The organism is Roseicyclus marinus (assembly GCF_030163795.1).
GTDB classification, from domain to species: Bacteria; Pseudomonadota; Alphaproteobacteria; order Rhodobacterales; family Rhodobacteraceae; genus Roseicyclus; species Roseicyclus marinus.
Genome location: NZ_JASJOF010000002.1, coordinates 125,832 through 146,878, shown reverse-complemented (window position 1 = coordinate 146,878; position 21,047 = coordinate 125,832). Strand labels below are relative to the sequence as shown.

Here is a 21,047-nt window from a genome sequence, read left to right as displayed (position 1 = left end):
TGAGCGCCGCAACGGCGGTGCCCGGGTGCGGTGGCGGGCTTTCCCCAGCTTAAGTCGGTCGATTGCAGCCTTGCCCGTCCGCCGCTCCCGGCGTTACACCGCATCACGCCAGCAAGGATCCGCCATGCCCCGTTACGAATACAGGCTCGTTCCCGCCCCGCATCGTGCCACGAAGCACAAGGGTCTCAAGGGACCCGAGAATTTCGCCGCCACGCTGGAGGATGTGCTGAACGCGATGGGCGCCGAGGGATGGACCTATCTGCGCGCCGACATCTTGCCCGAAGAAGTGCGCCGCGGCCTGACCTCCCGCGCGACGACCTATCGCACGCTGCTGGTGTTCCAGCGCGCCTTGCCCGAGGAGGCGGTCATGCCCGCGGCCGAGGTCGCTGCGCGCAACACGCCCGTGCCGCCGCCCGTGGCGGAGGAGGCCGATGACGCGGAAGAGGCCGATCTGGCCAATCTCTTCGCGCTCGCCGACGAGGAGGATCGCGCGGAGCGCGACCCCAAGACTAGTCGCTGATCGTCAGGCCGAGGGCGTGGATCTCGGACACGAGGTCGTGCCCCAGTGCCGCGTGGACGGCCCGGTGCCGCGCGATCCGGCTCATGCCGGCAAAGGCATCGGCGGCGATCGTCACCTTGAAATGGCTCTCCCCGCCATCCTGATAGCCCGCGTGGCCCCGGTGACGCTCGCTTTCGTCGATCACCTCCAGCACGCGGGGCTGGAAGCTTTCGCGCAATCGCGCCTCGATCCGTTCGGTCCGTGTCATGTTTTTCGCCTTTTCCCGCCCGGGGCCCTTCACCTTGCCGTCCAAAACCCTAAACTCCCGCTTCCGAGTCGAAAAGGGGAGCGCGATGCCCGACAAGGACCCGTTCAATTTCGACCTCCGCGTGTCCACCGACAAGAAGAAGCGCCGCTCGGGTCGGCGCGGCATGTCGGGGGCCTTCGAAACCTCGCAGCGCGTCTGCGAGGTCGAGGGTTGCGAGGAGGTCGGCCAGTACCGCGCGCCCAAGAGCCCGGACAATCTCGAGGAATACAAGTGGTTTTGCCGCGAGCATGTGCGCGAGTACAATCTCAAGTGGAACTTCTTCGAAGGCACGACCGAGGCCGAGATGGAAGCCCAGCTCGACCGCGACCGCGTCTGGGACCGGCCCACGAAACCCTTCAAGAAAACGGTCGAGGAACGCGCCTGGGCCCGGCTTGGGGTTGATGATGCCCACCAGGTGCTGGGCGGCAACGCCACGCGCAATCCCGGCCGCGGCAATGGCGCGGGACGCAAGCTGCCGCCCACCGAACGCAAGGCGATCGAGATCCTCGAGGCCCGCGACAACTGGACCAAGGCCGAGATCCGCAAGAGCTACAAGGCCCTGATCAAGATCCTTCATCCCGACATGAACGGCGGCGACCGCTCCGATGAAGAACGTCTGCAAGAGGTCGTCTGGGCGTGGGACCAGATCAAGGACAGCCGGAACTTCCCCGATTGACCGCTGCCCGGCTTCATCTTGGCCCGAAAACTCCCGCCGGAGGCTCCCGCAGGCGCCACCGGCACCCCGCAATCCAGCCGGGTCGAACCCCGCCATGGGCGCTGCGCGGCGCGCGCCCGGGCGGCGGTGGGCCCTGTGCAACTCCTGATCGGTCCCGATGTCCGTCCATCACGTCAGAACCCTGATCCTCGGCGCGGGTGCGGCGGGGATGATGTGCGCGGCTCATTCGGGTCCCGGAACGCTTGTCGTCGACCACGCAAGGGCGCCGGGCGAAAAGATCCGCATCTCCGGCGGCGGGCGCTGCAATTTCACCAATCTCAACACCGAACCTGCGAATTTCCTGTCGGAAAATCCCCATTTCTGCAAATCCGCCCTCAGCCGCTACAGCCCTTTCGACTTTCTCGATCTGGTCACGCGGCATGGCATCGCGTGGCATGAAAAGACGCTGGGGCAATTGTTTTGCGATCGGTCCGCCAAGGACATCATCGCCATGCTCCGCGCGGAGATGGACCGGGCGGGGGCCGATCTATGGCTCCAGACGGAGATCGGGGATGTCGCGCAGCGCGACGGGCGTTTTCATGTCGACCTGACGCGGGAGGGGCGGGCGTGCCGGGTCAGTGCGGAGCATCTCGTACTGGCCACGGGCGGCAAGTCGATCCCCAAGATGGGGGCGACTGGTCTGGCCTACCGGATCGCCGAAAGCTTTGGTCACAAGATCACCGAAACGCGGCCCGCGCTTGTGCCGCTGACCTTCGACGAGGCCCAGAAGACGGTTTTCGCGGGGCTTTCGGGCAGTTCGGTCGAGGCGGCCGTCAGCTGCAATGGCGCGGCCTTCGAGGAGGCGGTGCTGTTCACCCATCGCGGCTTGTCGGGGCCTGCGATCTTGCAGATTTCAAGCTATTGGCGAGAGGGCGACCGGATCGCGTTGCGCCTGTGCCCGGATCTCGACGTGTTCGATCACCTGCGCGCCCGTCGTGCCGAAGCCGGGGGCAGGGCGCTGGGCACGATCCTGTCCGAGACTCTGCCCAAGGCGCTGGCGCGCCATATTGTCGAGGCATGGGGGCTTTCGGGCAATCTGGCCGATCAATCCGATACCGCGCTGCGTCAGTTGGCCGAAAGGCTGGAGACCTGGACCCTCGCCCCGACCTCTTCCGAAGGATACCGGACGGCAGAGGTGACGCTCGGGGGGGTTGCGACCGACAAGATCAGTTCGGGCACGCTCGAATCCCGTCTTGCCCCGCGGCTCTACATCATCGGTGAGGCGTTGGATGTGACCGGCTGGCTGGGCGGCTACAATTTCCAATGGGCTTGGGCCTCGGGCGTGGCGGCGGGACGCGCCATCGCGGCCGCCTGAGCGCGCATCACCCGCGCCAGAAGGCGGCGGTGAACAGCACGAAGACCGCCAGAAGCTCCAACCGCCCGATCAGCATCGCGAAGATCATGATCCATTTGGCCGAGGTCGGGAACGCGTTCATCGCCCCTGTGGGGCCGACCTCGGGCCCGAAGGCGGGGCCGATATTCGCAACCGAAGTCCAGGCTGCCGTGATCGCCGTCTGCGTCGCCATCCCGGTCAGTGACAGCGCCACGGCGACAATGCCCATCGTGAGGAAGAACAAGACGGTAAAGGTCATGACCGAATCGATCACGTCCCGTTCGATCGGACGCCCGTCCAGACGCGGCACCGTCACCGTGCGCGGGCTGACGAGGAGGCGCAGCTGGCTGACCAGCGCCTCCTTCAGCACGAGGTAGCGGAACACCTTGACCGAACAGCCGGTCGAGGCGGTGCATCCCCCGATCAGCCCGGCGATGAACAGGATCCCGAAGGCAAAGCTGCCCCATGCGGTGACATCGGTGCTGGAATAGCCCGTCCCGGACCAGATCGTGACGAGATTGAAGGTGCTTTCCCGCAGGGCCGGTTCCACCGGATAGTCCAACACCACGATCTGCCAGAGCGTCAGCGTGACGATCGCATAGGCCATCCAGCGCAGGAAGGCCCGCACCTGCACGTCGCGAAAGAGCGCTCTCCGGTTGCCGTTCGCGAACTGGATGAAGCGGATGAAGGGCACCGAGGCCAAGATCATGAAGACGACGGCGGCATATTCGAGGGGGCCCGCGAAGGTCGCAAAGCTTCCGTCCGTGGTGGAAAACCCGCCGGTCGACAACGTGGTGAGCGAATGGACCGTCGCCTCGTACCAGGTCATCCCGAGCGCGCCATAGGTCAGCGCACAGGCCAAGGTCAGCACGACATAGGCCTGGATCAGCCCGCGCGAGATGTCGATGGTGCGCGGCAGCACCTTGCCCAGCGTATCGAAGCCTTCGGAGCGGAAGAATTGCATCCCGCCGACCCGCATGACGGGCAGGAACAATAGCGCCACGATCACGATCCCGAGGCCGCCCAGCCATTGCAGGATGCCACGCCAGAGATTCACGCCGCGCGGCAGGTCATCGAGGCCGGGAAAGACCGTGGCCCCGGTCGTGGTCATGCCCGACACCGCCTCGAAATAGGCATCGGTGAGCGAAACGTCGGGTTCGCCCAGCATCAGCGGGATGGCGCCCACCATGGGCAACACCACCCATGTCGAGGTGGTCAAGAGGAAGGCCTCGCGCACGCTCATCTGGCGCAGGTCGAAATTGGCCGAAGCCAGCGCGACGCTGCCCCCAAGCGCGATGGCCACGGCCGCCGACACCGCGAAGGCCTGCCAGTTGCGGTTGCCATCGGCCAGGTCCAGCGCCATCGGGAACAGCATCGCCACCCCCATCACGATGGTCAGGAGGCCAAGCACATATCCGACGGGGCGCAGGTCGAGCATGAGGCGGAGCGTTGGCGCGCCCGACTTGTGCTGTCAAGCAAAGCGCCCTGCTATCTTGCCGAGCCGAGAAGGAAATCGTTGAAACACCGCCGTGGCTTGTGCAACGTTCGCCGTAGACAAAAGAGAGTCCCCGGGCGCTTTGGTGAAGCCCGATCAAGCCAGTGGCGGCCGGTCGGTCGGCACAGCCAGACAGGAACACGTGCATGGGCGATACCAAGCCGAAGAAGACCTTGTCCGACAGCGACATTGCCACATACCAGCGCCGCGGCGGCCCCGCGGGCGGGCCACCGGGCACCGATGCCGACGCGCATGTCCACACCGATGCGGATGCGGCCCCCGCGCGTTCCAGCGAGAGCGACGCGAGCCCCGCAACGGATCGTGACGCCTGAGCCGATAACAAAGACCAAGTATTCATGACGGAGGACAGTGGAATGAATGACGGAACCGACGACAGGGACGACGGCCAAGGGCCGGACAAGGCGACGCTGACGGATGACAACATCAAGACCCGGCACGGCATGGACCGCCGCATGATGCTGCGCGGGTTCGGCATCGGGACGCTGGGTCTTGGCATGGCCGGGGTGGCGGGATGCGTGCCGACCACCACGACGACCACGGTGATCACCTCCCGCTCGGGATGGACCGATAGCGACAACGGCCCGATCCTTGATGCGGGCGGAAACGGGCGCGGCCCGCGGCACGGGCGCTACACCGGCTGGACCGACCGCGACAATGGTCCGATTGTGGATGCAGGCGGACAGGGGCGCGGCCCGCAGCGCTGATCACAAAGGGCGCCCTCCGTTGCCGGGGGCGCCCTTTTCAGTTTCCGTATCGCCCTGCGACTTCAGCCGCGATGGATCAGGCTGGAAAAGAGGTGCGGATCGAGGCTTGCCTGCGCAAACGTCTCCCCCTCGGTCAGGACGCTGACGGCGTCGTGGCTGTGCAGGCTTTCCTGATGGCTGGCCACCACGCGGAAATCCCGCACCCGCGCGTCGGCATGGAGACGTTCGGCATAGAGGCGCGCCGCATCCTCGACGAAGATCGGGTTGGCGGCGTTCAGTTCGGCGAATGCCTGTTCATCCTCGCGCTTGACCATCACCTGCGTTTCGGTCGGGACGGCGGCGCGCGCCATCTCGATCAGGTCCTCGAACCACAGGCAATCCTGGCCTTCGGCCAATTCGACCGAGATCCGCGCCACTGACCGCTGCGAATGGGGCGTCGCCAGCTGGTTGCGCGTCGCGCGCGCATGTTCGCTCAATTCCAGCGAGCAGGGGCAGGTCGAGGAATAGACGTAGTCGAGATGCACGAGTTTCTGGCGGACGCCGTTCCGTTCCACCAATTCCAGCGCGATGTCGTAATACTGGTAGCCCGAGAGCCCCGAGCGCAGGCTTTTGACCTTGGCCGGGAAGGACAGGCGCATCTGGATGCGGGCATCGAAGCTTTCGAGGTCGGTCTTGTAATCGTCGAGCGCCGCCTCGATCACCTCGAAGCTGAAGGTCTTTTCGGCATGGGCATAGAAGGACCGCATGATGCGGCTCATGTTGATGCCCTTCTTGTCCGCCTCGAGGCTGACGGTCCCCGTGACGCTGGTTTCCAGCGTCAGGTCCCCGTTGTCGCGGGTATGGTAGCGGATGGGCAGGCGGAAATTCGAGATGCCGACATGCTGGATCTGCCGGTTCGCGCCCTTGATCAACGAAGAGGGGCCGTTTTGCAGGTCGGGCAAGCCGTCCTTGTAGGCGTCATCGACCTTGAACTCGGTCGGATACCGGCGTTCGAACACCGGGTAACCGTGACCGACCATCCGCGCCACGGCAGGATCCAGCGCCGCGATATCCTCTGGCGTGGCGTTGGCCGCCCATGCCTTGAGGCGCGCCAGCGCGGTCTCAAGCTCGGCGCGGCTCGGCGTTTCGGTCAGCTCGGTCACATGGATGTTCATCTTCGTCGTTCCTCTTCCGTCCGGGCACGAAGCTGCAAGATAGGTGCCCCAACGGAGGTTCCAAATCTTGTCCGGGGTTTTTTTTACGCTAAGACCGCGGCTTCGGATCAAGATTTGGTCATCGACCGGCCGGGGAGAGTGGCGTCACGCCACGCGGCGGCTGGCTTGGTGCAGGTCCTTGGCCATGGTGGCGTTGGCCAGAAGCTGCCCGTCCCGTTCCACGGTCTGCCGCGCCACGACATGCCAGCCGCGCCGGGCAAAGAACCGCTCCGCCAACAGGCTCGCCCCGGTCTCGAGCCGGGTGAGGCCCGCGGCCCGCGCGCGCCCCTCCAGCACGGCATAGAGCGTTTCGGCCACGCCTTGGCCCATCGCCTCGGGCGCGACATAGGCAAAATCGATCCAGCCCGTCGACATGTCGAGCGTCATGAACCCGAGCAGCCGCTCCGCCCGTTCGGCCACCACGGTCTGCGCCTCGATCAGGCGCCGGCGCCACGCCTCGCCCTTGGGGGGCGCGGGCGACCATGCGGCCCGTTGCGCGGCATCGTAATGGGCGGCCGCCCCCTCGCGCACGGCCCGGTGATACAGCTCGGCCAGTTCCGGCGCGTCGGTCACGCGACAGGGCCGGATGATCAGCCCGTTCATGCGCCCCGCGCCGCGTCGAGCGCCGTGGACAGATCCGCGATCAGATCCTCGGCATCCTCGAGCCCCACCGACAGCCGCACCAGCCCCCGCGTGATTCCGAGGCCCTGACGCTGTTCCTCGGTCAGGCGCTGGTGGGTCGTGGTGGCGGGATGGGTGATGATCGATTTCGCATCGCCGAGGTTGTTCGAGATGGCCACGATCTTGAGCGCGTTCAGAAAACGGAACGCCGCCGCCTGTCCGCCCGCGATCTCCAGCGCGATGACCGTGCCGCCGGTTTCCATCTGCGCACGGGCCAGCGCATGATGGGGATGGCTGGGCAGGCCCGGAAAGATCACGCGCGAGAGGCCCGGCATCCCCTCGAGCGCTTCGGCGATGCGCTGCGCGCTTTGGGCCTGTGCGCGGCAGCGCAAGTCCACCGTTTCGAGCGACTTCAGCATGACCCAGGCGTTGAAGGGCGACATCGCCCCGCCGGTATGCTTGAGATAGGGTTCCACGACCTTGCGGATATACTGCTTGGACCCAAGGATCACGCCGCCAAGGCAGCGGCCCTGACCGTCGATATGCTTGGTGGCCGAATAGACCACGACATCCGCGCCAAGACCCAAGGTGTCCTGAAAGACGGGCGTGGCAAAGACATTGTCCACGATCACAAGCGCGCCGACCGCATGGGCCAGCCGCGAGACGGCGGCGATGTCGATCACCTCGAGCGTGGGGTTCGAAATCGATTCGAAGAACACCGCCTTGGTGCCGGGGCGGATGGCCGCCTCCCATTGCGACAGATCGGTGCCGTCGACGAAACTGACCTCGACGCCGTAGCGGGTCAGCACCTCTTCGAGGATGTAGAGGCAGGAGCCGAAGAGCGCGCGCGCCGCCACCACGTGATCGCCCGCGCGCAGCATCGACACAAGCGCCGCGTTGACCGCCGCCATGCCACTTGCCGTGGCAAAGGCATCCTCCGCCCCTTCGAGCGAGGCGATGCGATCCTCGAACATGGCAACCGTCGGGTTGCCGTAGCGGCCATAGATGAATTCGTCGGGCCCGGTTTCGATGAACCGCGCCTCGGCGGCCTCGGCGCTGTCATAGACGAAGCCTTGTGTCAGGAAGATCGCCTCGCTCACCTCGCCATATTGGCTGCGGCGCGTGCCCGCATGGACGGCGCGCGTGCGTTTGCGCAAGGATTTCAGGTGGTTCTGGTCCGTCATGGCCCCATTCCTCTCATCTCATGCCCCGGGTGATACGCCGGGGCGGACATGGTCGGGGGCGAGCGGTCAGGCTGGACGTCCTCGACCTCTTTAGCGGCTTGTTTAACGTGGCCCGCAATCCGGTTCACAAATCTCCACGCGCGCTGGCTACGCCGCCCCGGGCGTTCCGTCAAGCGGCTGAAGGGCGCTGTTGGCGATGGGCAGGGCGCGGCGGGCCTGCTAGGCTTGGCGGCATGACAAGCGTGACGGAAACATCAAAGATGGGGCAGGGCGCGGGGATCGCGGCGGGCAGGCTGGTGGCGCTCGATCTCGCGCGCAGTGCGGCGCTTCTGGCGATGGCGGTGTTCCATTTCGCCTTCGATCTCGAACTCTTCGGCTTCGCAGCGCCGGGCACGACGATGCTGCCCGGATGGCGTTGGCTGGCCTATCTAACGGCGGGCTCTTTCCTGTTTCTTGTGGGCATGGGCCTTGTTCTTGGGCACGGGCAGGGCATCCGCTGGCGCGGCTTTGGCTGGCGTCTCCTCAAGATCGCCGCTGCCGCCGCCGTCATCACGCTGGCGACTTGGATCGCCATGCCAGAGGCCTTCATCTTCTTCGGCATCTTGCATTGCATCGCCGCCTCAAGCCTGCTCGGCCTCGCGTTCTTGCGTCTGCCCGCGCCGGTGCTTCTGGCGATTGGGGCCGTGGTCTTGTGGCTGCCGAATGCCATGCGCTTTCCGGCCTTCGACGCGCCGTGGTTCTGGTGGACGGGATTGCAGGCGGTGGGGATCCGGTCGGTGGATTACGTGCCGATCTTTCCGTGGTTCGCCCCGGTGCTTTTGGGCATCGCCGCGGCCCGGCTGATGCAGAAGGCGGGAGTTTGGGAGAGGCTCGCGCGCTGGCAGGCAGGACCCATGGCCCGGGCCCTCGCCCTTCCCGGGCGATACAGCCTTGCGGTCTACCTGGTCCACCAGCCGGTTCTGATCTCGCTTGTCTGGCTTGCCGCCCAACTGCGCGGCTGATCCTTCATCTTCCCCCAAATACGGGAAAAACCGACGGGGCGTCTCGCGCCACGCGCGGGGATCAGGCCCCCCGCATCCGCGCCACCATTTCCGACAGGTCGCGGCTCAGACCTTCGGTGCCCGCGATCCGGTCCAACTCGCCCGTGATCAGCGCCTGACGGTCCGCGTCATACCGTTTCCATGTCTCGAAGGCCGTCGACAGGCGCGCCGCCGTCTGCGGGTTCTTGGCGTCGACCCGGATCAGCCAATCGGCCAAGAACCGGTAGCCCGCGCCCGTCGGATCGTGAAAGCCCGCCGGGTTGCCTGCCGTCAGCCCCCCGATCACCGACCGGAACCGGTTGGGGTTCGTCCAGTCGAAGAGCGGATGGTTGGTCAGTTCTTCCGCCATGGCGACGGCCCGATCCGGGGCGGCATGGGCGACCTGCGCCATGAACCATTTGTCCATCACCAACCGGTCCGCTTTCCACCGGTCGTGGAAGTGTCCGGCCACCTCCGTATCGCCTGCCTCCAACAGCGTGGTGAAGGCCGCGATCTCGTCCGTCATGTTGCTGGCGGCCTCGTAATGCGCCTTGGCGCGCGCCGACCCCTCGATACGGCCCAGCAGCGTCAGCGCCGCGTTCCTGAGCGACCGTCTGGCCGCCTGATCGGCATCGGGGCTGTAGGCGGGGCCGGGGTCCATCGCGTCGTAAAGCGCCGACAGGGTGTCTGCCAATGCGGTCGCCATGGCCGTTTGCATGGCGCGGCGGGTCGCGTGGATCGCGGTTGGATCGGGCACGAGGCCCGCGTCATGGGCCGCCTGCGCCATGTCATCCTCGGACGGCAGGGCAAGGCAGAGCGCGCGGAAGGCCGGATCGAGGCTGTCGTCGTTCAAGAGCCGATCGAGCGCGTCGAAAAGCGCCGGATCTGCCTCCGCGCCCGTGAGCATCCCCATCAGGGTCTCGCGCATCAGGCTGCGCCCGGCCTCCCACCGGTTGAAGGGGTCGGGGTCATGGGCGAGCAGCACCAGCCGGTCCGCGCGCGACAGGGATGCATCGAGGATGACGGGGGCGGAAAACCCCCTGAGCAGAGACGGGATCACGCGGTCGGGTCGTGCGACACCCGCCCGCCGGGACATCTCGTCCAAATCGAAATCCAAGGTCAGTTCCGGTCCGTCGAGGATCACGGTGGTCTCGGGCAAAAGCTCCGCCCCCTCGGGCGACAGAAGACCCAGCGCGACCGGGATCACCACATGTTCCTTCAAGGGCTGGCCCGGTGTCGGCGGGACCGTTTGGGACAGCCGCAGATGCAGCCGCCCGTCGGCCACCTGCCAGTGCGCGGCGACACGCGGCGTTCCGGCCTGCGTGTACCAGCGCTTGAACTGCGACAGGTCGCGGCCGGTCACATCCTCGAACACGGCCAGCCAATCCTCGATCGTGCAGGCCTGTCCGTCATGGCGGCGGAAATATTCGTCCAAGGCGGCGCGGTATTCCTGCGCGCCCACGATCCGCCGCAGCATCCCGATCAGTTCGGCGCCCTTTTCGTAGACGGTGGCGGTGTAGAAATTGTTGATCTCGACATAGCTGTCGGGTCGCACGTTATGCGCCAGGGGCCCCGCATCCTCGCGGAACTGGCGGGCGCGGAGTTGCAACACATCCTCGATCCGCTGAACCGCTGCGCTGCGGGTGTCGGCGCTGAACTGCTGGTCGCGGAAGACCGTCAGCCCCTCCTTGAGGCAGAGCTGGAACCAGTCGCGGCAGGTGATGCGGTTGCCGGTCCAGTTGTGGAAATACTCATGCGCGACGATGCTTTCGATGAAATCGTAGTCGCGGTCGGTCGCGGTTTCTGGGCTGGCGAGGACATATTTGGAGTTGAAGATGTTCAGCCCCTTGTTCTCCATCGCGCCCATGTTGAAATCGTCGACGGCGACGATGTTGAACACATCGAGATCGTATTCCCGGCCATAGACCTCTTCGTCCCAGCGCATGGATCGTTTGAGCGCGTCCATCGCATAGGCGCATTTGCCCTCGTCGCCGGGGCGGACCCAGATGTTGAGATCGACACTGCGGCCCGACATCGTGGTGAAATTGTCGCTGTGCGCCACCAGATCGCCCGCGACCAGCGCGAACAGATAGGCGGGTTTGGGCCAGGGATCGTGCCATTCGGCCCATCCGGGGCCCGAGGCGCCGGGATTGCCGTTGGACAGAAGCACTGGCAGATCGCTCTCGATCCGCACGGTGAAGGGGGCCATCACGTCGGGGCGGTCGGGGTAGAAGGTGATCTTGCGGAACCCTTCGGCTTCGCATTGGGTGCAGAACATGCCGCCGGAGGTGTAGAGCCCTTCGAGTGCTGTGTTGTCAGCCGGGTCGATCTCGACTTCCGCCTCCCATGTGAAGGCGCGACCGGGCAGGCGTTCGGCGGGCACGGTCAGCCCCTCTGGCGTCAGCAGGTAATCGAGCGCCGTCAGCGGGGCCCCGTCGATCGCGCAGGACAGAAGGCGCAGGTTTTCGCCATCGAGGCGCAGGTTGCCGTTTTCCAACCCAAGGGGATTGGCGCGGAACCGGATTTTCGACAGGACGCGGGTTCCCTTGGGGGCCAGCCGAAAGGTCAGTTCCACCGCCTCGACCAGATGCGAGGGCGGGTGGTAATCGGCCAGGTGAATGGGCTGGGGTGCGGCGTCTTTCATCGGGACCTCTCGGGGATCGGACGTGGGCCAAGCTAGGCCGCAGGCGCGCCCGCCGCAAGCGGACCGCCCGAAACACTGCTGACAGCAGGCTGTCAGCAGGGGTATGTCATGACGCCAGGGCCAGTCACGTCAAATGGAGTATCCCGACATGACCTTTACCCCCGCCCTTCCCGTCGCCTGGACGGAGATCCCCGTCGCCGATCTCGATGCCGGGATCGCCTTTTACCAGACCGTCACCGGCGCGCTTTACGAGAAAGAACTGATGGGTCCCAACGAGACCGCAACCTGCCGGTCCGACCCGCCACATTCGGGTGGCGGCGTCCATCTTTACCCCGGCACGCCCGCGCGGGGCGGCGTGGGACCGACCGTGCATCTGGCCATCGCGGATGCGCTGGAGGCGGCATTGGCCCGCGTCGCGCCCGCAGGTGGCACCGTGATCTCGCCCCCCATCGAGATCCCGGCGGGCCGCTTTGCCTACATCACCGATCCTGACGGCAATTCCATCGGGCTTTTCGAGGCGAAGCGCGCCTGATGCGCCGGGCCGACCGTCTGTTCCAGATCGTGCAATATCTGCGCGGCGGTCGGCTTGTCACCGCGCAAGGGCTGGCCGAACGGCTGGAGGTCAGCACCCGCACCATCTACCGCGACATTGCCGATCTTCAGGGCACGGGCGTGCCGATCGAGGGTGAGGCGGGCGTGGGTTACGTCATGGCGGCGGGGTTCGACCTGCCGCCGCTGATGTTCACCCGCGACGAGGTGACGGCGCTGGTGGCGGGCGCGCGTCTGTTGCAAGCCTTTGGCGGGGCCGAGATGGGCCGCGCCGCCGAGGAGGCGCTGGTCAAGATCCGCGCCGTCCTTCCCGAGGCCGAACAGGGCCCCGCGCGCGACGTGGCGCTGGCGGCCATCGGCATCGGTTTCGACGCGCCCCTGCGCGACCGGCTCGACGTGCTGCAATCGGCCATCGACGGCGCGTTCAGACTGCATCTTTCCTACCGTGACGAGGCGGGCGTGCTGACCGCGCGCAGCGTCCGCCCCTTGGGCCAGCTTTTCTGGGGCAAGGTCTGGACCCTGATCGCGTGGTGCGAACTGCGCGAGGATTTCCGCATGTTCCGCGCCGACCGCATCGCGGACATGACGCCCGGCGACAGGTTCCGATCCGAGCGCGGCAAGCGGCTTGTCGACTTTTACGCCCGTGTCGAGGCCGAGCCCCGGGCAGCAGACCACGGGCCCTTGCCGTTCCGCCGCCCTTAAGGGCGAGACGGACACCTTTTTTCCTCTTTTATCCTGTTGTAAATCAGGTGCTTGAAGGGGTGTAGGTCGCGACGGCCCCGGCGTCGGTCAGGTCTGTCAAGGGTTGAAGCCCCGGCGAAAGACCATAGGTGAACTTTGGTGTGTCATCGGTCAGCCCGGTCGAGTGACGTTATCGACACCAAAGACGAAAGGAGACTGTCATGTCCGCACCCGGAACCAATGTCGAGAAACAGGAACGCCGCCACAAGCCCGTCCTGACGATCCTGCGCGGTCTCATCGTTCTGGCTGTCGTGATCCTTTTGGGCTTCATCGCTCTGCAGGTCGCAGGCAGCGACGACGCTGCTGAAGATGGTGTGATCGCACCCGCCCCCTCGAACTGATCCCATCGCGCGCAGGGCCTTTGACAGGCCCTGCCCACCTGCTATCTGACCCGCCATGGGTACGGATGTTCTTGTTTGGTTCAAGCGCGATCTGCGCGTGCAGGACAACCCCGTGTTGGCCGAGGCGGCCGCGCGGGGCAGTCGAATTCTGCCGCTGTTCATCGTGGAACCTGAGGCTTGGGCGCAACCCGACGCCTCTGCCCGCCAGTGGCGCTTTGTCTCCGAAAGTCTTGCGATACTGCGGGGCGATCTTGCGCAGATCGGCGCGCCGCTGGTCGTTCGGACAGGCGCGGCCATCCCTATACTGCAGGAGGTTTTGGTCGCGACCGGTATCCGCGAGGTTCTGAGCCTTGAGGAAACCGGAAACGGCTGGAGCTATGCGCGCGACCGCGCTGTCGCGGCTGTACTGCGCGCGGCTGGTGTCACGTGGCGCGAGATTCCGCAAATGGGGGTCGTGCGGCGGCTTGATGGGCGGGACGGCTGGGCGGCGCGGCGCGACCGCGTGATCCGGGCGGGGCAGGTTGCCACGCCCAAGGCGCTGAGGGGCTTTCCCATCGAGCCCGGGCCGATGCCCGAGGCGCGTGATCTGGGTCTTGGCTTCGACCCCTGTCCCGGTCGGCAAAAGGGTGGCAGGCCCGAGGCGCTGACGCTTTTGTCCTCCTTCCTCGACAGCCGGGGCCGACAGTATCGCCGCGCCATGTCATCGCCGCTTGAGGGGGCAACCGCCTGTTCGCGCCTCAGCCCGCATTTGGCATGGGGCACGATTTCCCCCCGCGAGGCGGCCGAGGCCGCTGCGCTGCGCAAGCGTGAGGCCAAGGGCACGCGCGAGGGATGGGCGGGCGCGATGCAGAGTTTCGAGGCGCGGCTCGCCTGGCGCGACCATTTCATGCAGAAGCTGGAGGATGAGCCGGCGCTCGAACATCGTTGCCTGCATTCCGCCTACGAGGGTTTGCGCGGCGACGACGCGACCCGCCGCGCGGCCTGGGAGGCGGGGGAGACCGGATTTCCCTTTGTCGATGCCTGTATGCGGTCGCTGATCGCAACCGGTTGGCTCAATTTCCGGATGCGCGCGATGCTTGTGTCCTTTGCCAGCTATCACCTTTGGCTCGATTGGCGCAGCACGGGGCCACATCTGGCGCGGATGTTCACCGATTACGAACCCGGTATCCACTGGCCGCAGATGCAGATGCAATCGGGCACGACGGGCATGAACACCGTGCGCATGTACAATCCCGTCAAGCAGGGGTTGGAACAGGATCCGACCGGTGCGTTCACCCGGCACTGGTGCCCCGAATTGCGCGATGTGCCCGACGCGTTTTTGCAAGAACCGTGGCGCTGGGACGGTGCGGGCCGCGTGCTTGGCAAGCGCTACCCCGTGCCCCTGATCGATCTGGCCCAAGCTGGCCGGACCGCCCGCGAGAAAGTGTGGGCCGTGCGCCACGGTGATGCCTTCCGGTCGGAGGCGGCCCAGATCGTCGAGAAACACGCCAGCCGCAAGGATGGCGGCGCGGGGCGGCATTTCGTCAATGATCGTGCGCCCCGACGCGGGCGGCGCACTGCGGCGGTGGGGCAATTGAGCCTCGATCTCTAGCGCGCCCTTGCCGGGTGCGCGGGGCGGCATAGCTCCGCCCTCATGGCCAAGATGCGCAAGAAATCCGACCTTCCCCAAAAGACCTGCGTCACCTGTGGCCGGCCCTTTACCTGGCGCAAGAAGTGGGAAAAGGTCTGGGACGAGGTCCGGTATTGTTCGGATCGGTGCCGCGACACGCGGCCAAAGCAGGCGCAGGCGCCGGGTCCGACCGGGCGGCGCTCGGGGTGAGGGTTTCGCGCCCCGTGCAGGTGTGGCGCGGATAAGGGGTAACGATGCCACGGGTCGCACTTTATGCCTATCTGCCGTCCGATTTCGGCACCACGCTGCCGCCCGATCCGCATCTCGCCGCCCAGACCGGACGGCAACTGACCGTCAGCCTGTCGCGCCATGCCGTGCCCGTTTCGCTGGAGCTGGACGGGGGGCGGCTGGCCGCGCCCGCAAGGATCGACGGGATCGAGCTTGCCTTGGGTGACACGGCCACACCGCTTTGGACTCTTGTCGATACCGCCAAGAACGTCCGCCTTGTCGGCTACCGGATCGATGCGGAGGGCGGGGCGGTCACCGCCATCGCGACCTCTCTGCCGCTGCGGGCGGGGCGCGATTACCTGCTGTCCCTGCCGGTCACGGGCGAGGGGGGCGATGCCGCCTTTCACGGCGGTTTCGTCAGCGGCACGCGCATCATGACCGCCCAAGGCAAGCGTCCGGTGGAAACGCTGTCGCACGGTGATCTGGTCTGGACCGGTGCGGACAAGTTCGAGCCGATCGTCCGGATCGAGATCCGGACGGTGGTGGCCCGCGGCGTCGCCGCGCCGATCCGCTTTCGGCGGGGGTTTTGGGGGCTGAGCGAGGATCTTCTGATTTCGGGCAACCACGCGCTCCGTGCCGAGCTTCAGGGCGAGGCGGTGCTGGTTCCGGCCTCGGCGCTGACAGAGTTGGGCCATGGGCGCGCCGAGTTCGGGGCGAGTGTGACATGGCACCAGATCCTGTTGCCGCGTCATAGCCTGATCTTGGCCCAAGGTCTTTCCTGCGAAAGCTGGTGGCGCGCGGAGGCTGTCGGATCGCGTGAGGTCGACATGACCCCGATCCTGCCGCGCCTGACCGAAGCCGAGGCGATTGCGCGTCTGCGCTGAGCCGACTTGTCGCGGTCAGGCTGTTGCCGATCGGAAACTTTTTCCGTAATCCGCTCCGCGAGGGGCCGGTATGCTGCGGGATACCGGCGACATTGCATCGAAGGGGTGAACATGGCTGAGTATGTGACACGCGGACGGCTGCAGGTGGCGGCGGTTCTGGCGGACTTTCTGGAACAGCGGGCTCTGCCCGGAACCGGCGTGGCGACAGAGGCGTTCTGGACCGGGTTTTCGGACCTGCTGCATGGGTCGGCCGGCAAGAACAGGGCGCTTTTGGACAAGCGTCAGGATCTTCAGGCAAAGATCGACGCGTGGCACATCGCGCGTCGGGGCAAACCCCATGATGCCGACGCCTACGAGGCTTTCTTGCGCGAGATCGGTTACCTCATGCCCGAGGGCGAGGCGTTTTCCCTTGAGACCGATCGCATCGACCCCGAGATCGCGACCGTCGCGGGCCCGCAGCTGGTGGTGCCGATCACCAATGCGCGGTTCGCGTTGAACGCGGCCAATGCCCGTTGGGGCAGCCTTTACGATGCCTTCTACGGCACCGACGCGATGGGCAGCTTGCCCAAAGCCGGTGGCTATGACCGGGGGCGTGGCGCGCGGGTTGTGGCGCGGGCGCGGGTGTTTCTCGACAGCGCCTTCCCGATCGTCGGTCACAGCCACGCCGACGCGCGGCGTTACCACGTCGACAAGGGCCAGCTGCTGATCGACGACAAGCCGCTGGAGCAGCCCGCCAAATTCGCGGGCTACCGTGGCCATCCCAAGGCGCCCGAGCGGGTGCTGCTGGTCAACAACGGTTTGCATGTCGAACTGGTTTTCGACCGCACCCATCCCATCGGGTCGCGCGATCAGGCGGGGCTTGCCGATGTGCGGATGGAGGCGGCGGTCAGCGCGATCATGGATTGCGAGGATTCGGTCGCCTGCGTCGATGCCGAGGACAAGGTGCAGGCCTATGGCAACTGGCTGGGCCTGATGCAGGGCGATCTGTCGGAGACCTTCGAGAAGGGCGGGCAGATGATGACCCGCAAGCTGTCCCCCGACCTCGACTATGTCGCGCCCGATGGCACGGCGCTTGAGGTCAAGGGCCGCGCCTTGATGCTGGTGCGCAATGTCGGCCACCTGATGACCAATCCGGCGATCTTGCTCGAGGACGGATCCGAGGCCTACGAGGGTCTGATGGATGCGATGATCACGGTGCTGATCGCGCTGCACGACCTGAAAAAGGACAAGGGCCTGCGCAACAGCCATGCGGGTTCGGTCTATGTCGTCAAACCCAAGATGCATGGGCCGGAGGAAGTGGCCTTCGCCGACGAGACCTTCACCAAGGTCGAGGAATTGCTGGGCCTGCCGCGCTATACCGTCAAGCTGGGCGTGATGGACGAGGAGCGGCGCACCAGCGTCAACCTCAAGGAATGCATCCGCGCGGCCAAGCATCGCGTAGCCTTCATCAACACCGGGTTCCTCGATCGGACGGGCGACGAGATCCATACCTCGATGGAGGCCGGTCCCTTCAGCCGCAAGGATTTCATCAAGCGCAAGAGCTGGATCGCGGCCTACGAGAACCAGAATGTCGATATCGGCCTGGAATGCGGGCTGCGCGGGCGCGCGCAGATCGGCAAGGGCATGTGGGCCAAGCCCGATGCCATGGCCGAGATGCTTGAGGTCAAGATCGAGCATCCGCGCGCGGGTGCCAATTGCGCCTGGGTTCCGAGCCCGACGGCGGCCACGCTTCATGCGCTGCATTACCACCAGGTCAATGTCGCGGCCGTCCAGCAAAAGCTGGAGGCGGGCGGGCGGCGAGCCTATGTGAATGCGCTTCTCGACATCCCGCTGGCCTCCTACCAGCGCTGGACCGAGGCGCAGATCACCCGCGAGGTCGAGAACAATGCCCAAGGGATCCTGGGCTATGTGGTGCGCTGGATCGATGCGGGCGTGGGCTGTTCGAAAGTGCCTGATATCAACGATGTAGCCTTGATGGAGGATCGTGCGACCTGCCGGATTTCTGCCCAGCACATCGCCAACTGGCTGCATCACGGCGTGATCAGCGAGGCGCAGGTGATGGAGATCCTGCGCCGGATGGCGGCGGTGGTGGACCGGCAGAATGCCGGCGATCCGGGCTATACGCCGATGGCGCCGGGGTTCAACGGCATCGCCTTTGCCGCCGCTTGCGACCTTGTTTTCAAGGGCCGCGAGCAGCCTTCGGGTTATACCGAGCCGGTGCTTCATGCCCGGCGGCTGGAGCTGAAGGCGGCCTGAGGCTGGGGGCTCTGCCCCCGCCCGTTCCGGGCTCCCCCGGAGTTTTCGGGCCAAGATGAAGGGGTGCCGGGGGGCGCGTTAACCTTGACAGGGGGTTAAGCGCCTTAACGGCAGGTTAAGACATCACAGGGAGTGTTAAGAGATGATTACTCTGGGAGCGGCGCGCGAGATGATCGCGGTGGCGCGCGCGACGGGGCGCGAGATGGGGCTGAAGCCGCTGTCGGTCTGCGTTCTGGATGCGGGCGGACATCTTCTGGCCTTCGAGCGGGAGGACGGGGCAAGCCCGGGCCGGTTCGAGATCGCGCGGGCCAAGGCCTATGGCGCGGTCATGCTGGGGATGCCCGGCAGCGCGCAGATGGCCCGCGCCGAGGCGCAGGCCTATTTCATGGCGGCTGTGAACGGGGCCTTCGAGGGGAAGGTCGTGCCGGTGCCGGGCGGTGTGCTGGTCTTGCGCGATGGCGCGGTTGTGGGGGCTGTCGGCGTGACAGGCGACACGTCGGACAATGATGCGGCCGTGGCTGTGGCCGGGATCACGGCGGCGGGGTTCGAGGCGCTGGCGTGAGCCGGCGACTGATCTCTTCGGGGTCGCCCTTCGAGGCAGAGATCGGCTATTCCCGCGCCGTGGTGCAGGACGGCTGGGTCTTCGTCGCGGGGACGACGGGGTTCGATTACGCGAAGATGGAGATTTCCTCCGAGGTCGCGGCGCAGGCCGAGCAGACCTTCGCCAATATCGACGCGGCGCTGCGGCAGGCGGGGGCTTCCATGGCCGATGTCGTGCGGGTGCATTACATCTTGCCCGATGCCTCGCTCTGGCCTGATTGCTGGCCTGTCACACGCGCGTGGCTGGGGGAGGTCCGGCCTGCGGCGACGATGATCGTGGCGGGGTTGCAGGATCCGCGGATGCTGATCGAGATCGAGGTGACGGCCCGTCTGCCGGGTGCGGGGCAGGGGGGCGTGGCCGCCCCGGTCTGAGCCGGGGCAGAGGGGCCCTGCCAGTGCCTGTTTTGCAGGCAGATGCGGTGCTGCGGGGCATCTGGTTCCGGCGCGGTCTTTTCGTTTGCAGGAAATCGCGCTAGATCTGGTGGCCAAGCACAGGGGAGACCACATGGCGCGGCCCGTCATCGGCATCATCGGAAACCAGCATCTCGTGAACGAGCAGTACCGCACCTATGCGGGCGGCGCGATGAACGCCGAAGCGGTGGCCGATGTTTCGGGCGGTCTGCCGCTGGTGATCCCGGCCGATCCAAGGTTTGTGAGCGTGGCCGAACTGGTCGAAGTCTGCGACGGGTTCCTGTTCACCGGCGGGCGTCCGAACGTGCATCCCGAGGAATATGGCGAGGCCGAGACCGAGGCGCATGGCGCATTCGACCGGGCGCGCGACGCGGTGGCCCTGCCGCTGATCCGGGCCTGCGTGGAACGGGGGCAGCCGTTTCTGGGCGTGTGCCGGGGCTTTCAAGAGGTGAATGTCGCCATGGGCGGCTCGCTTTATCCCGAGATCCGCGATCTGCCGGGACGGATGAACCACCGGATGCCGCCCGATGGCACGATCGAAGAGAAATTCGCGCTGCGCCATGTCGTGACCCTGACCGAGGGCGGGCCGTTTCACCGCATTCTCGGCGCGACCGAGGTGATGACCAACACGTTGCACGGGCAGGGGATCAAGCGGCCGGGCGGGCGCGTGGTGATCGACGGGCATGCGCCCGACGGCACACCCGAGGCGATCTATATCGAGGGCGCGCCGGGGTTCACGCTGTCGGTGCAATGGCATCCGGAATATCGCGCGGCGCAGGATCCGGTGAGCCGGCCGCTGTTCGAGGCCTTCGGCCGGGCGGCGCGGGCCTGGGCGGAAAGCCGGCGTCCGATGCCTGTGGCTGCCGTCGCCTGAACGACGATCAGCCGAGCAAAACGACCGCCCAACCGGCAAGGCCGATCTGGATCAGTTGGACCACGACCGACAGTCCGTGAAGCCGTTTGAACGCGGCGCTGTCGCCCCGGTCGGTGGCGGCATTGATCCGGCCCATCAGGTCCTGCCGTGCATAGATCGTGGTGAGGCAGATCACCCCCAAAAGCGCCGAGGCCATGCCCGACACCGGGATCGTCGCCAGCGCCGCCACGCCCGACAGCGCGATCACGGCCAGGTAATAGTAGGGGAACGTTCCGCGCAGGAGCGGGCGCACCTTGTCCATCGGCAATTGGGCGAACAAGACCGGCGCGAAGCCGAAGCTGAAAAACACCATGCCCCCAAGCAGGGTGGCGGCGAGAAGAAGGGCGATCATGCTCATGGTGGGCCAACTAGCGGCCCGCACGCGCAGGACCAGCCGGGACGCGGCGCGGTGGCTTGTCGCAGGGTCGCCTTAGATCGCTGTCAGATCGCTGTCAGATCGCGCTCAGGTCGCGCGGGGACCGCGCAATTCGCGGATATGGGTGCGGATCTTGCCCCATTTGTCTGCGTCTTTCGCATGTCCGGCTTCGCGCGCGGCGAGGGCTTTTTGAGCCGCCTCGGCCTCGGCCTTGTCGCCGTGGGCGTCGTAGAGGCTGCGCGCGTATTGCACGAGATCCTTGTGGTCCATCGGTCGATCTCCCGTTCCTTGGGGGCCGACGCGCGGGCGCGGGCCCGGTTCCGGTGGAGGGGCAGGATAGCGCGGAAGGGGGGCACCGGTCTATCCCGTGTTCTGCCCGGAAACCGGGCGGCCGCCCAAGGAAT

General features: G+C 66.2%; 24 protein-coding genes and 1 riboswitch. Of the genes, 16 read left to right on the top strand and 8 right to left on the bottom strand.

All coding sequences use genetic code 11. From position 1 onward, the window contains the following. Window positions 1-124 precede the first annotated feature (124 nt). Complete coding sequence (locus QQK63_RS03550) at window positions 125-520, top strand: DUF4177 domain-containing protein (RefSeq protein ID WP_277827486.1); 396 nt, start codon at window positions 125-127, stop codon at window positions 518-520. Here QQK63_RS03550 and QQK63_RS03545 read toward each other — a convergent pair. Continuing rightward, window positions 510-767, bottom strand: a complete 258-nt coding sequence (locus QQK63_RS03545) for a BolA family protein (RefSeq protein WP_277827488.1) — start codon at window positions 765-767, stop codon at window positions 510-512. The genes QQK63_RS03550 and QQK63_RS03545 overlap by 11 nt on opposite strands. A gap of 85 nt (window positions 768-852) precedes the next feature. Here QQK63_RS03545 and QQK63_RS03540 point away from each other — a divergent pair, with 85 nt between their 5' ends. Both QQK63_RS03540 and QQK63_RS03535 read left to right on the top strand, forming a co-directional pair. Next, complete coding sequence (locus QQK63_RS03540; protein WP_277827490.1) at window positions 853-1,482, top strand: DnaJ domain-containing protein; 630 nt, start codon at window positions 853-855, stop codon at window positions 1,480-1,482. A 157-nt stretch (window positions 1,483-1,639) separates the two neighbouring features. Beyond that, window positions 1,640-2,836 carry a BaiN/RdsA family NAD(P)/FAD-dependent oxidoreductase gene (locus QQK63_RS03535; RefSeq protein WP_277827492.1) on the top strand — a complete coding sequence of 399 codons (1,197 nt, stop codon included), beginning with the start codon at window positions 1,640-1,642 and terminating at the stop codon, window positions 2,834-2,836. Between the two features lie 7 nt (window positions 2,837-2,843). On the opposite strand, the gene QQK63_RS03530 is transcribed toward QQK63_RS03535, so the two are convergent. Continuing rightward, window positions 2,844-4,292 (bottom strand): TrkH family potassium uptake protein, encoded by a 1,449-nt coding sequence (locus tag QQK63_RS03530; RefSeq protein ID WP_277827494.1) that lies wholly within the window; start codon window positions 4,290-4,292, stop codon window positions 2,844-2,846. A 203-nt stretch (window positions 4,293-4,495) separates the two neighbouring features. Here QQK63_RS03530 and QQK63_RS03525 point away from each other — a divergent pair, with 203 nt between their 5' ends. Beyond that, window positions 4,496-4,681, top strand: coding sequence for a hypothetical protein (locus tag QQK63_RS03525; protein ID WP_277827496.1), 186 nt, complete (start codon window positions 4,496-4,498; stop codon window positions 4,679-4,681). Window positions 4,682-4,723: 42 nt separating this feature from the next. Beyond that, window positions 4,724-5,074: a hypothetical protein gene (locus tag QQK63_RS03520; RefSeq protein WP_277827498.1), complete on the top strand. Its 351-nt coding sequence runs from the start codon at window positions 4,724-4,726 to the stop codon at window positions 5,072-5,074. A 62-nt stretch (window positions 5,075-5,136) separates the two neighbouring features. On the opposite strand, the gene folE2 is transcribed toward QQK63_RS03520, so the two are convergent. The 3 genes from folE2 to metZ form a co-directional block, all read right to left on the bottom strand. Beyond that, window positions 5,137-6,228: a GTP cyclohydrolase FolE2 gene (gene folE2 / locus QQK63_RS03515; RefSeq protein WP_277827500.1), complete on the bottom strand. Its 1,092-nt coding sequence runs from the start codon at window positions 6,226-6,228 to the stop codon at window positions 5,137-5,139. A 144-nt stretch (window positions 6,229-6,372) separates the two neighbouring features. Continuing rightward, window positions 6,373-6,870 (bottom strand): GNAT family N-acetyltransferase, encoded by a 498-nt coding sequence (locus QQK63_RS03510; RefSeq protein ID WP_277827502.1) that lies wholly within the window; start codon window positions 6,868-6,870, stop codon window positions 6,373-6,375. After that, window positions 6,867-8,072: an O-succinylhomoserine sulfhydrylase gene (metZ, locus tag QQK63_RS03505; protein ID WP_277827504.1), complete on the bottom strand. Its 1,206-nt coding sequence runs from the start codon at window positions 8,070-8,072 to the stop codon at window positions 6,867-6,869. The genes QQK63_RS03510 and metZ overlap by 4 nt, the downstream gene beginning before the upstream one ends. Window positions 8,073-8,141: 69 nt before the next feature. After that, window positions 8,142-8,220, bottom strand: a riboswitch (SAM riboswitch). An 85-nt stretch (window positions 8,221-8,305) separates the two neighbouring features. On the opposite strand from metZ, the gene QQK63_RS03500 reads away from it, so the two are divergent. Further along, complete coding sequence (locus QQK63_RS03500) at window positions 8,306-9,073, top strand: acetyltransferase domain-containing protein (RefSeq protein ID WP_277827506.1); 768 nt, start codon at window positions 8,306-8,308, stop codon at window positions 9,071-9,073. Window positions 9,074-9,134: 61 nt separating this feature from the next. Here QQK63_RS03500 and pepN read toward each other — a convergent pair whose 3' ends face one another. Further along, window positions 9,135-11,735, bottom strand: a complete 2,601-nt coding sequence (gene pepN, locus QQK63_RS03495) for an aminopeptidase N (protein WP_277827508.1) — start codon at window positions 11,733-11,735, stop codon at window positions 9,135-9,137. Window positions 11,736-11,883: 148 nt separating this feature from the next. On the opposite strand from pepN, the gene QQK63_RS03490 reads away from it, so the two are divergent. The 10 genes from QQK63_RS03490 (at window position 11,884) to QQK63_RS03445 (ending at window position 20,228) form a co-directional block, all read left to right on the top strand. Further along, window positions 11,884-12,267, top strand: a complete 384-nt coding sequence (locus QQK63_RS03490; RefSeq protein WP_277827510.1) for a VOC family protein — start codon at window positions 11,884-11,886, stop codon at window positions 12,265-12,267. Further along, window positions 12,267-12,986: a helix-turn-helix transcriptional regulator gene (locus tag QQK63_RS03485; RefSeq protein WP_277827512.1), complete on the top strand. Its 720-nt coding sequence runs from the start codon at window positions 12,267-12,269 to the stop codon at window positions 12,984-12,986. Before QQK63_RS03490 ends, QQK63_RS03485 begins: the two co-directional genes overlap by 1 nt. Window positions 12,987-13,186: 200 nt before the next feature. Then, a complete protein-coding gene (locus tag QQK63_RS03480) occupies window positions 13,187-13,366 on the top strand; it encodes a hypothetical protein (RefSeq protein WP_277827514.1) in 180 nt (59 codons plus the stop codon). Window positions 13,367-13,421: 55 nt separating this feature from the next. Then, complete coding sequence (locus tag QQK63_RS03475; protein ID WP_277827516.1) at window positions 13,422-14,957, top strand: FAD-binding domain-containing protein; 1,536 nt, start codon at window positions 13,422-13,424, stop codon at window positions 14,955-14,957. A 42-nt stretch (window positions 14,958-14,999) separates the two neighbouring features. After that, window positions 15,000-15,185: a DUF2256 domain-containing protein gene (locus QQK63_RS03470; protein WP_277827518.1), complete on the top strand. Its 186-nt coding sequence runs from the start codon at window positions 15,000-15,002 to the stop codon at window positions 15,183-15,185. A gap of 44 nt (window positions 15,186-15,229) precedes the next feature. Next, window positions 15,230-16,087 carry a Hint domain-containing protein gene (locus tag QQK63_RS03465; protein ID WP_277827520.1) on the top strand — a complete coding sequence of 286 codons (858 nt, stop codon included), beginning with the start codon at window positions 15,230-15,232 and terminating at the stop codon, window positions 16,085-16,087. Window positions 16,088-16,198: 111 nt separating this feature from the next. Beyond that, window positions 16,199-18,343 carry a malate synthase G gene (locus QQK63_RS03460; RefSeq protein WP_277827522.1) on the top strand — a complete coding sequence of 715 codons (2,145 nt, stop codon included), beginning with the start codon at window positions 16,199-16,201 and terminating at the stop codon, window positions 18,341-18,343. A gap of 142 nt (window positions 18,344-18,485) precedes the next feature. Continuing rightward, on the top strand, window positions 18,486-18,905 hold the full coding sequence (locus QQK63_RS03455; protein ID WP_277827524.1) for a GlcG/HbpS family heme-binding protein: 420 nt from the start codon (window positions 18,486-18,488) through the stop codon (window positions 18,903-18,905). After that, window positions 18,902-19,315 (top strand): RidA family protein, encoded by a 414-nt coding sequence (locus tag QQK63_RS03450; RefSeq protein ID WP_277827526.1) that lies wholly within the window; start codon window positions 18,902-18,904, stop codon window positions 19,313-19,315. Before QQK63_RS03455 ends, QQK63_RS03450 begins: the two co-directional genes overlap by 4 nt. Window positions 19,316-19,448: 133 nt before the next feature. Further along, window positions 19,449-20,228 carry a gamma-glutamyl-gamma-aminobutyrate hydrolase family protein gene (locus QQK63_RS03445; protein ID WP_277827528.1) on the top strand — a complete coding sequence of 260 codons (780 nt, stop codon included), beginning with the start codon at window positions 19,449-19,451 and terminating at the stop codon, window positions 20,226-20,228. A gap of 7 nt (window positions 20,229-20,235) precedes the next feature. Here QQK63_RS03445 and QQK63_RS03440 read toward each other — a convergent pair whose 3' ends face one another. Continuing rightward, entirely contained in the window at window positions 20,236-20,625 is a 390-nt protein-coding gene (locus tag QQK63_RS03440) for a DUF4149 domain-containing protein (protein WP_277827530.1), read from the bottom strand. Window positions 20,626-20,730: 105 nt separating this feature from the next. Beyond that, the gene (locus QQK63_RS03435; protein ID WP_277827532.1) at window positions 20,731-20,913 is read right to left on the bottom strand and encodes a hypothetical protein; all 183 of its coding nucleotides are present in this window, start codon (window positions 20,911-20,913) and stop codon (window positions 20,731-20,733) included. Window positions 20,914-21,047 lie beyond the last annotated feature (134 nt).

Excerpts from the sequence above, each read along its gene's own strand:
- QQK63_RS03550 (WP_277827486.1), top strand. The coding sequence starts at position 125 with ATGCCCCGTTACGAATACAGGCTCGTTCCCGCCCCGCATCGTGCCACG.
- QQK63_RS03545 (WP_277827488.1), bottom strand. The coding sequence starts at position 767 with ATGACACGGACCGAACGGATCGAGGCGCGATTGCGCGAAAGCTTCCAG.
- QQK63_RS03540 (WP_277827490.1), top strand. The coding sequence starts at position 853 with ATGCCCGACAAGGACCCGTTCAATTTCGACCTCCGCGTGTCCACCGAC.
- QQK63_RS03535 (WP_277827492.1), top strand. The coding sequence starts at position 1,640 with ATGTCCGTCCATCACGTCAGAACCCTGATCCTCGGCGCGGGTGCGGCG.
- QQK63_RS03530 (WP_277827494.1), bottom strand. The coding sequence starts at position 4,292 with ATGCTCGACCTGCGCCCCGTCGGATATGTGCTTGGCCTCCTGACCATC.
- QQK63_RS03525 (WP_277827496.1), top strand. The coding sequence starts at position 4,496 with ATGGGCGATACCAAGCCGAAGAAGACCTTGTCCGACAGCGACATTGCC.
- QQK63_RS03520 (WP_277827498.1), top strand. The coding sequence starts at position 4,724 with ATGAATGACGGAACCGACGACAGGGACGACGGCCAAGGGCCGGACAAG.
- folE2 (WP_277827500.1), bottom strand. The coding sequence starts at position 6,228 with ATGAACATCCATGTGACCGAGCTGACCGAAACGCCGAGCCGCGCCGAG.
- QQK63_RS03510 (WP_277827502.1), bottom strand. The coding sequence starts at position 6,870 with ATGAACGGGCTGATCATCCGGCCCTGTCGCGTGACCGACGCGCCGGAA.
- metZ (WP_277827504.1), bottom strand. The coding sequence starts at position 8,072 with ATGACGGACCAGAACCACCTGAAATCCTTGCGCAAACGCACGCGCGCC.
- QQK63_RS03500 (WP_277827506.1), top strand. The coding sequence starts at position 8,306 with ATGACAAGCGTGACGGAAACATCAAAGATGGGGCAGGGCGCGGGGATC.
- pepN (WP_277827508.1), bottom strand. The coding sequence starts at position 11,735 with ATGAAAGACGCCGCACCCCAGCCCATTCACCTGGCCGATTACCACCCG.
- QQK63_RS03490 (WP_277827510.1), top strand. The coding sequence starts at position 11,884 with ATGACCTTTACCCCCGCCCTTCCCGTCGCCTGGACGGAGATCCCCGTC.
- QQK63_RS03485 (WP_277827512.1), top strand. The coding sequence starts at position 12,267 with ATGCGCCGGGCCGACCGTCTGTTCCAGATCGTGCAATATCTGCGCGGC.
- QQK63_RS03480 (WP_277827514.1), top strand. The coding sequence starts at position 13,187 with ATGTCCGCACCCGGAACCAATGTCGAGAAACAGGAACGCCGCCACAAG.
- QQK63_RS03475 (WP_277827516.1), top strand. The coding sequence starts at position 13,422 with ATGGGTACGGATGTTCTTGTTTGGTTCAAGCGCGATCTGCGCGTGCAG.
- QQK63_RS03470 (WP_277827518.1), top strand. The coding sequence starts at position 15,000 with ATGGCCAAGATGCGCAAGAAATCCGACCTTCCCCAAAAGACCTGCGTC.
- QQK63_RS03465 (WP_277827520.1), top strand. The coding sequence starts at position 15,230 with ATGCCACGGGTCGCACTTTATGCCTATCTGCCGTCCGATTTCGGCACC.
- QQK63_RS03460 (WP_277827522.1), top strand. The coding sequence starts at position 16,199 with ATGGCTGAGTATGTGACACGCGGACGGCTGCAGGTGGCGGCGGTTCTG.
- QQK63_RS03455 (WP_277827524.1), top strand. The coding sequence starts at position 18,486 with ATGATTACTCTGGGAGCGGCGCGCGAGATGATCGCGGTGGCGCGCGCG.
- QQK63_RS03445 (WP_277827528.1), top strand. The coding sequence starts at position 19,449 with ATGGCGCGGCCCGTCATCGGCATCATCGGAAACCAGCATCTCGTGAAC.
- QQK63_RS03440 (WP_277827530.1), bottom strand. The coding sequence starts at position 20,625 with ATGAGCATGATCGCCCTTCTTCTCGCCGCCACCCTGCTTGGGGGCATG.
- QQK63_RS03435 (WP_277827532.1), bottom strand. The coding sequence starts at position 20,913 with ATGGACCACAAGGATCTCGTGCAATACGCGCGCAGCCTCTACGACGCC.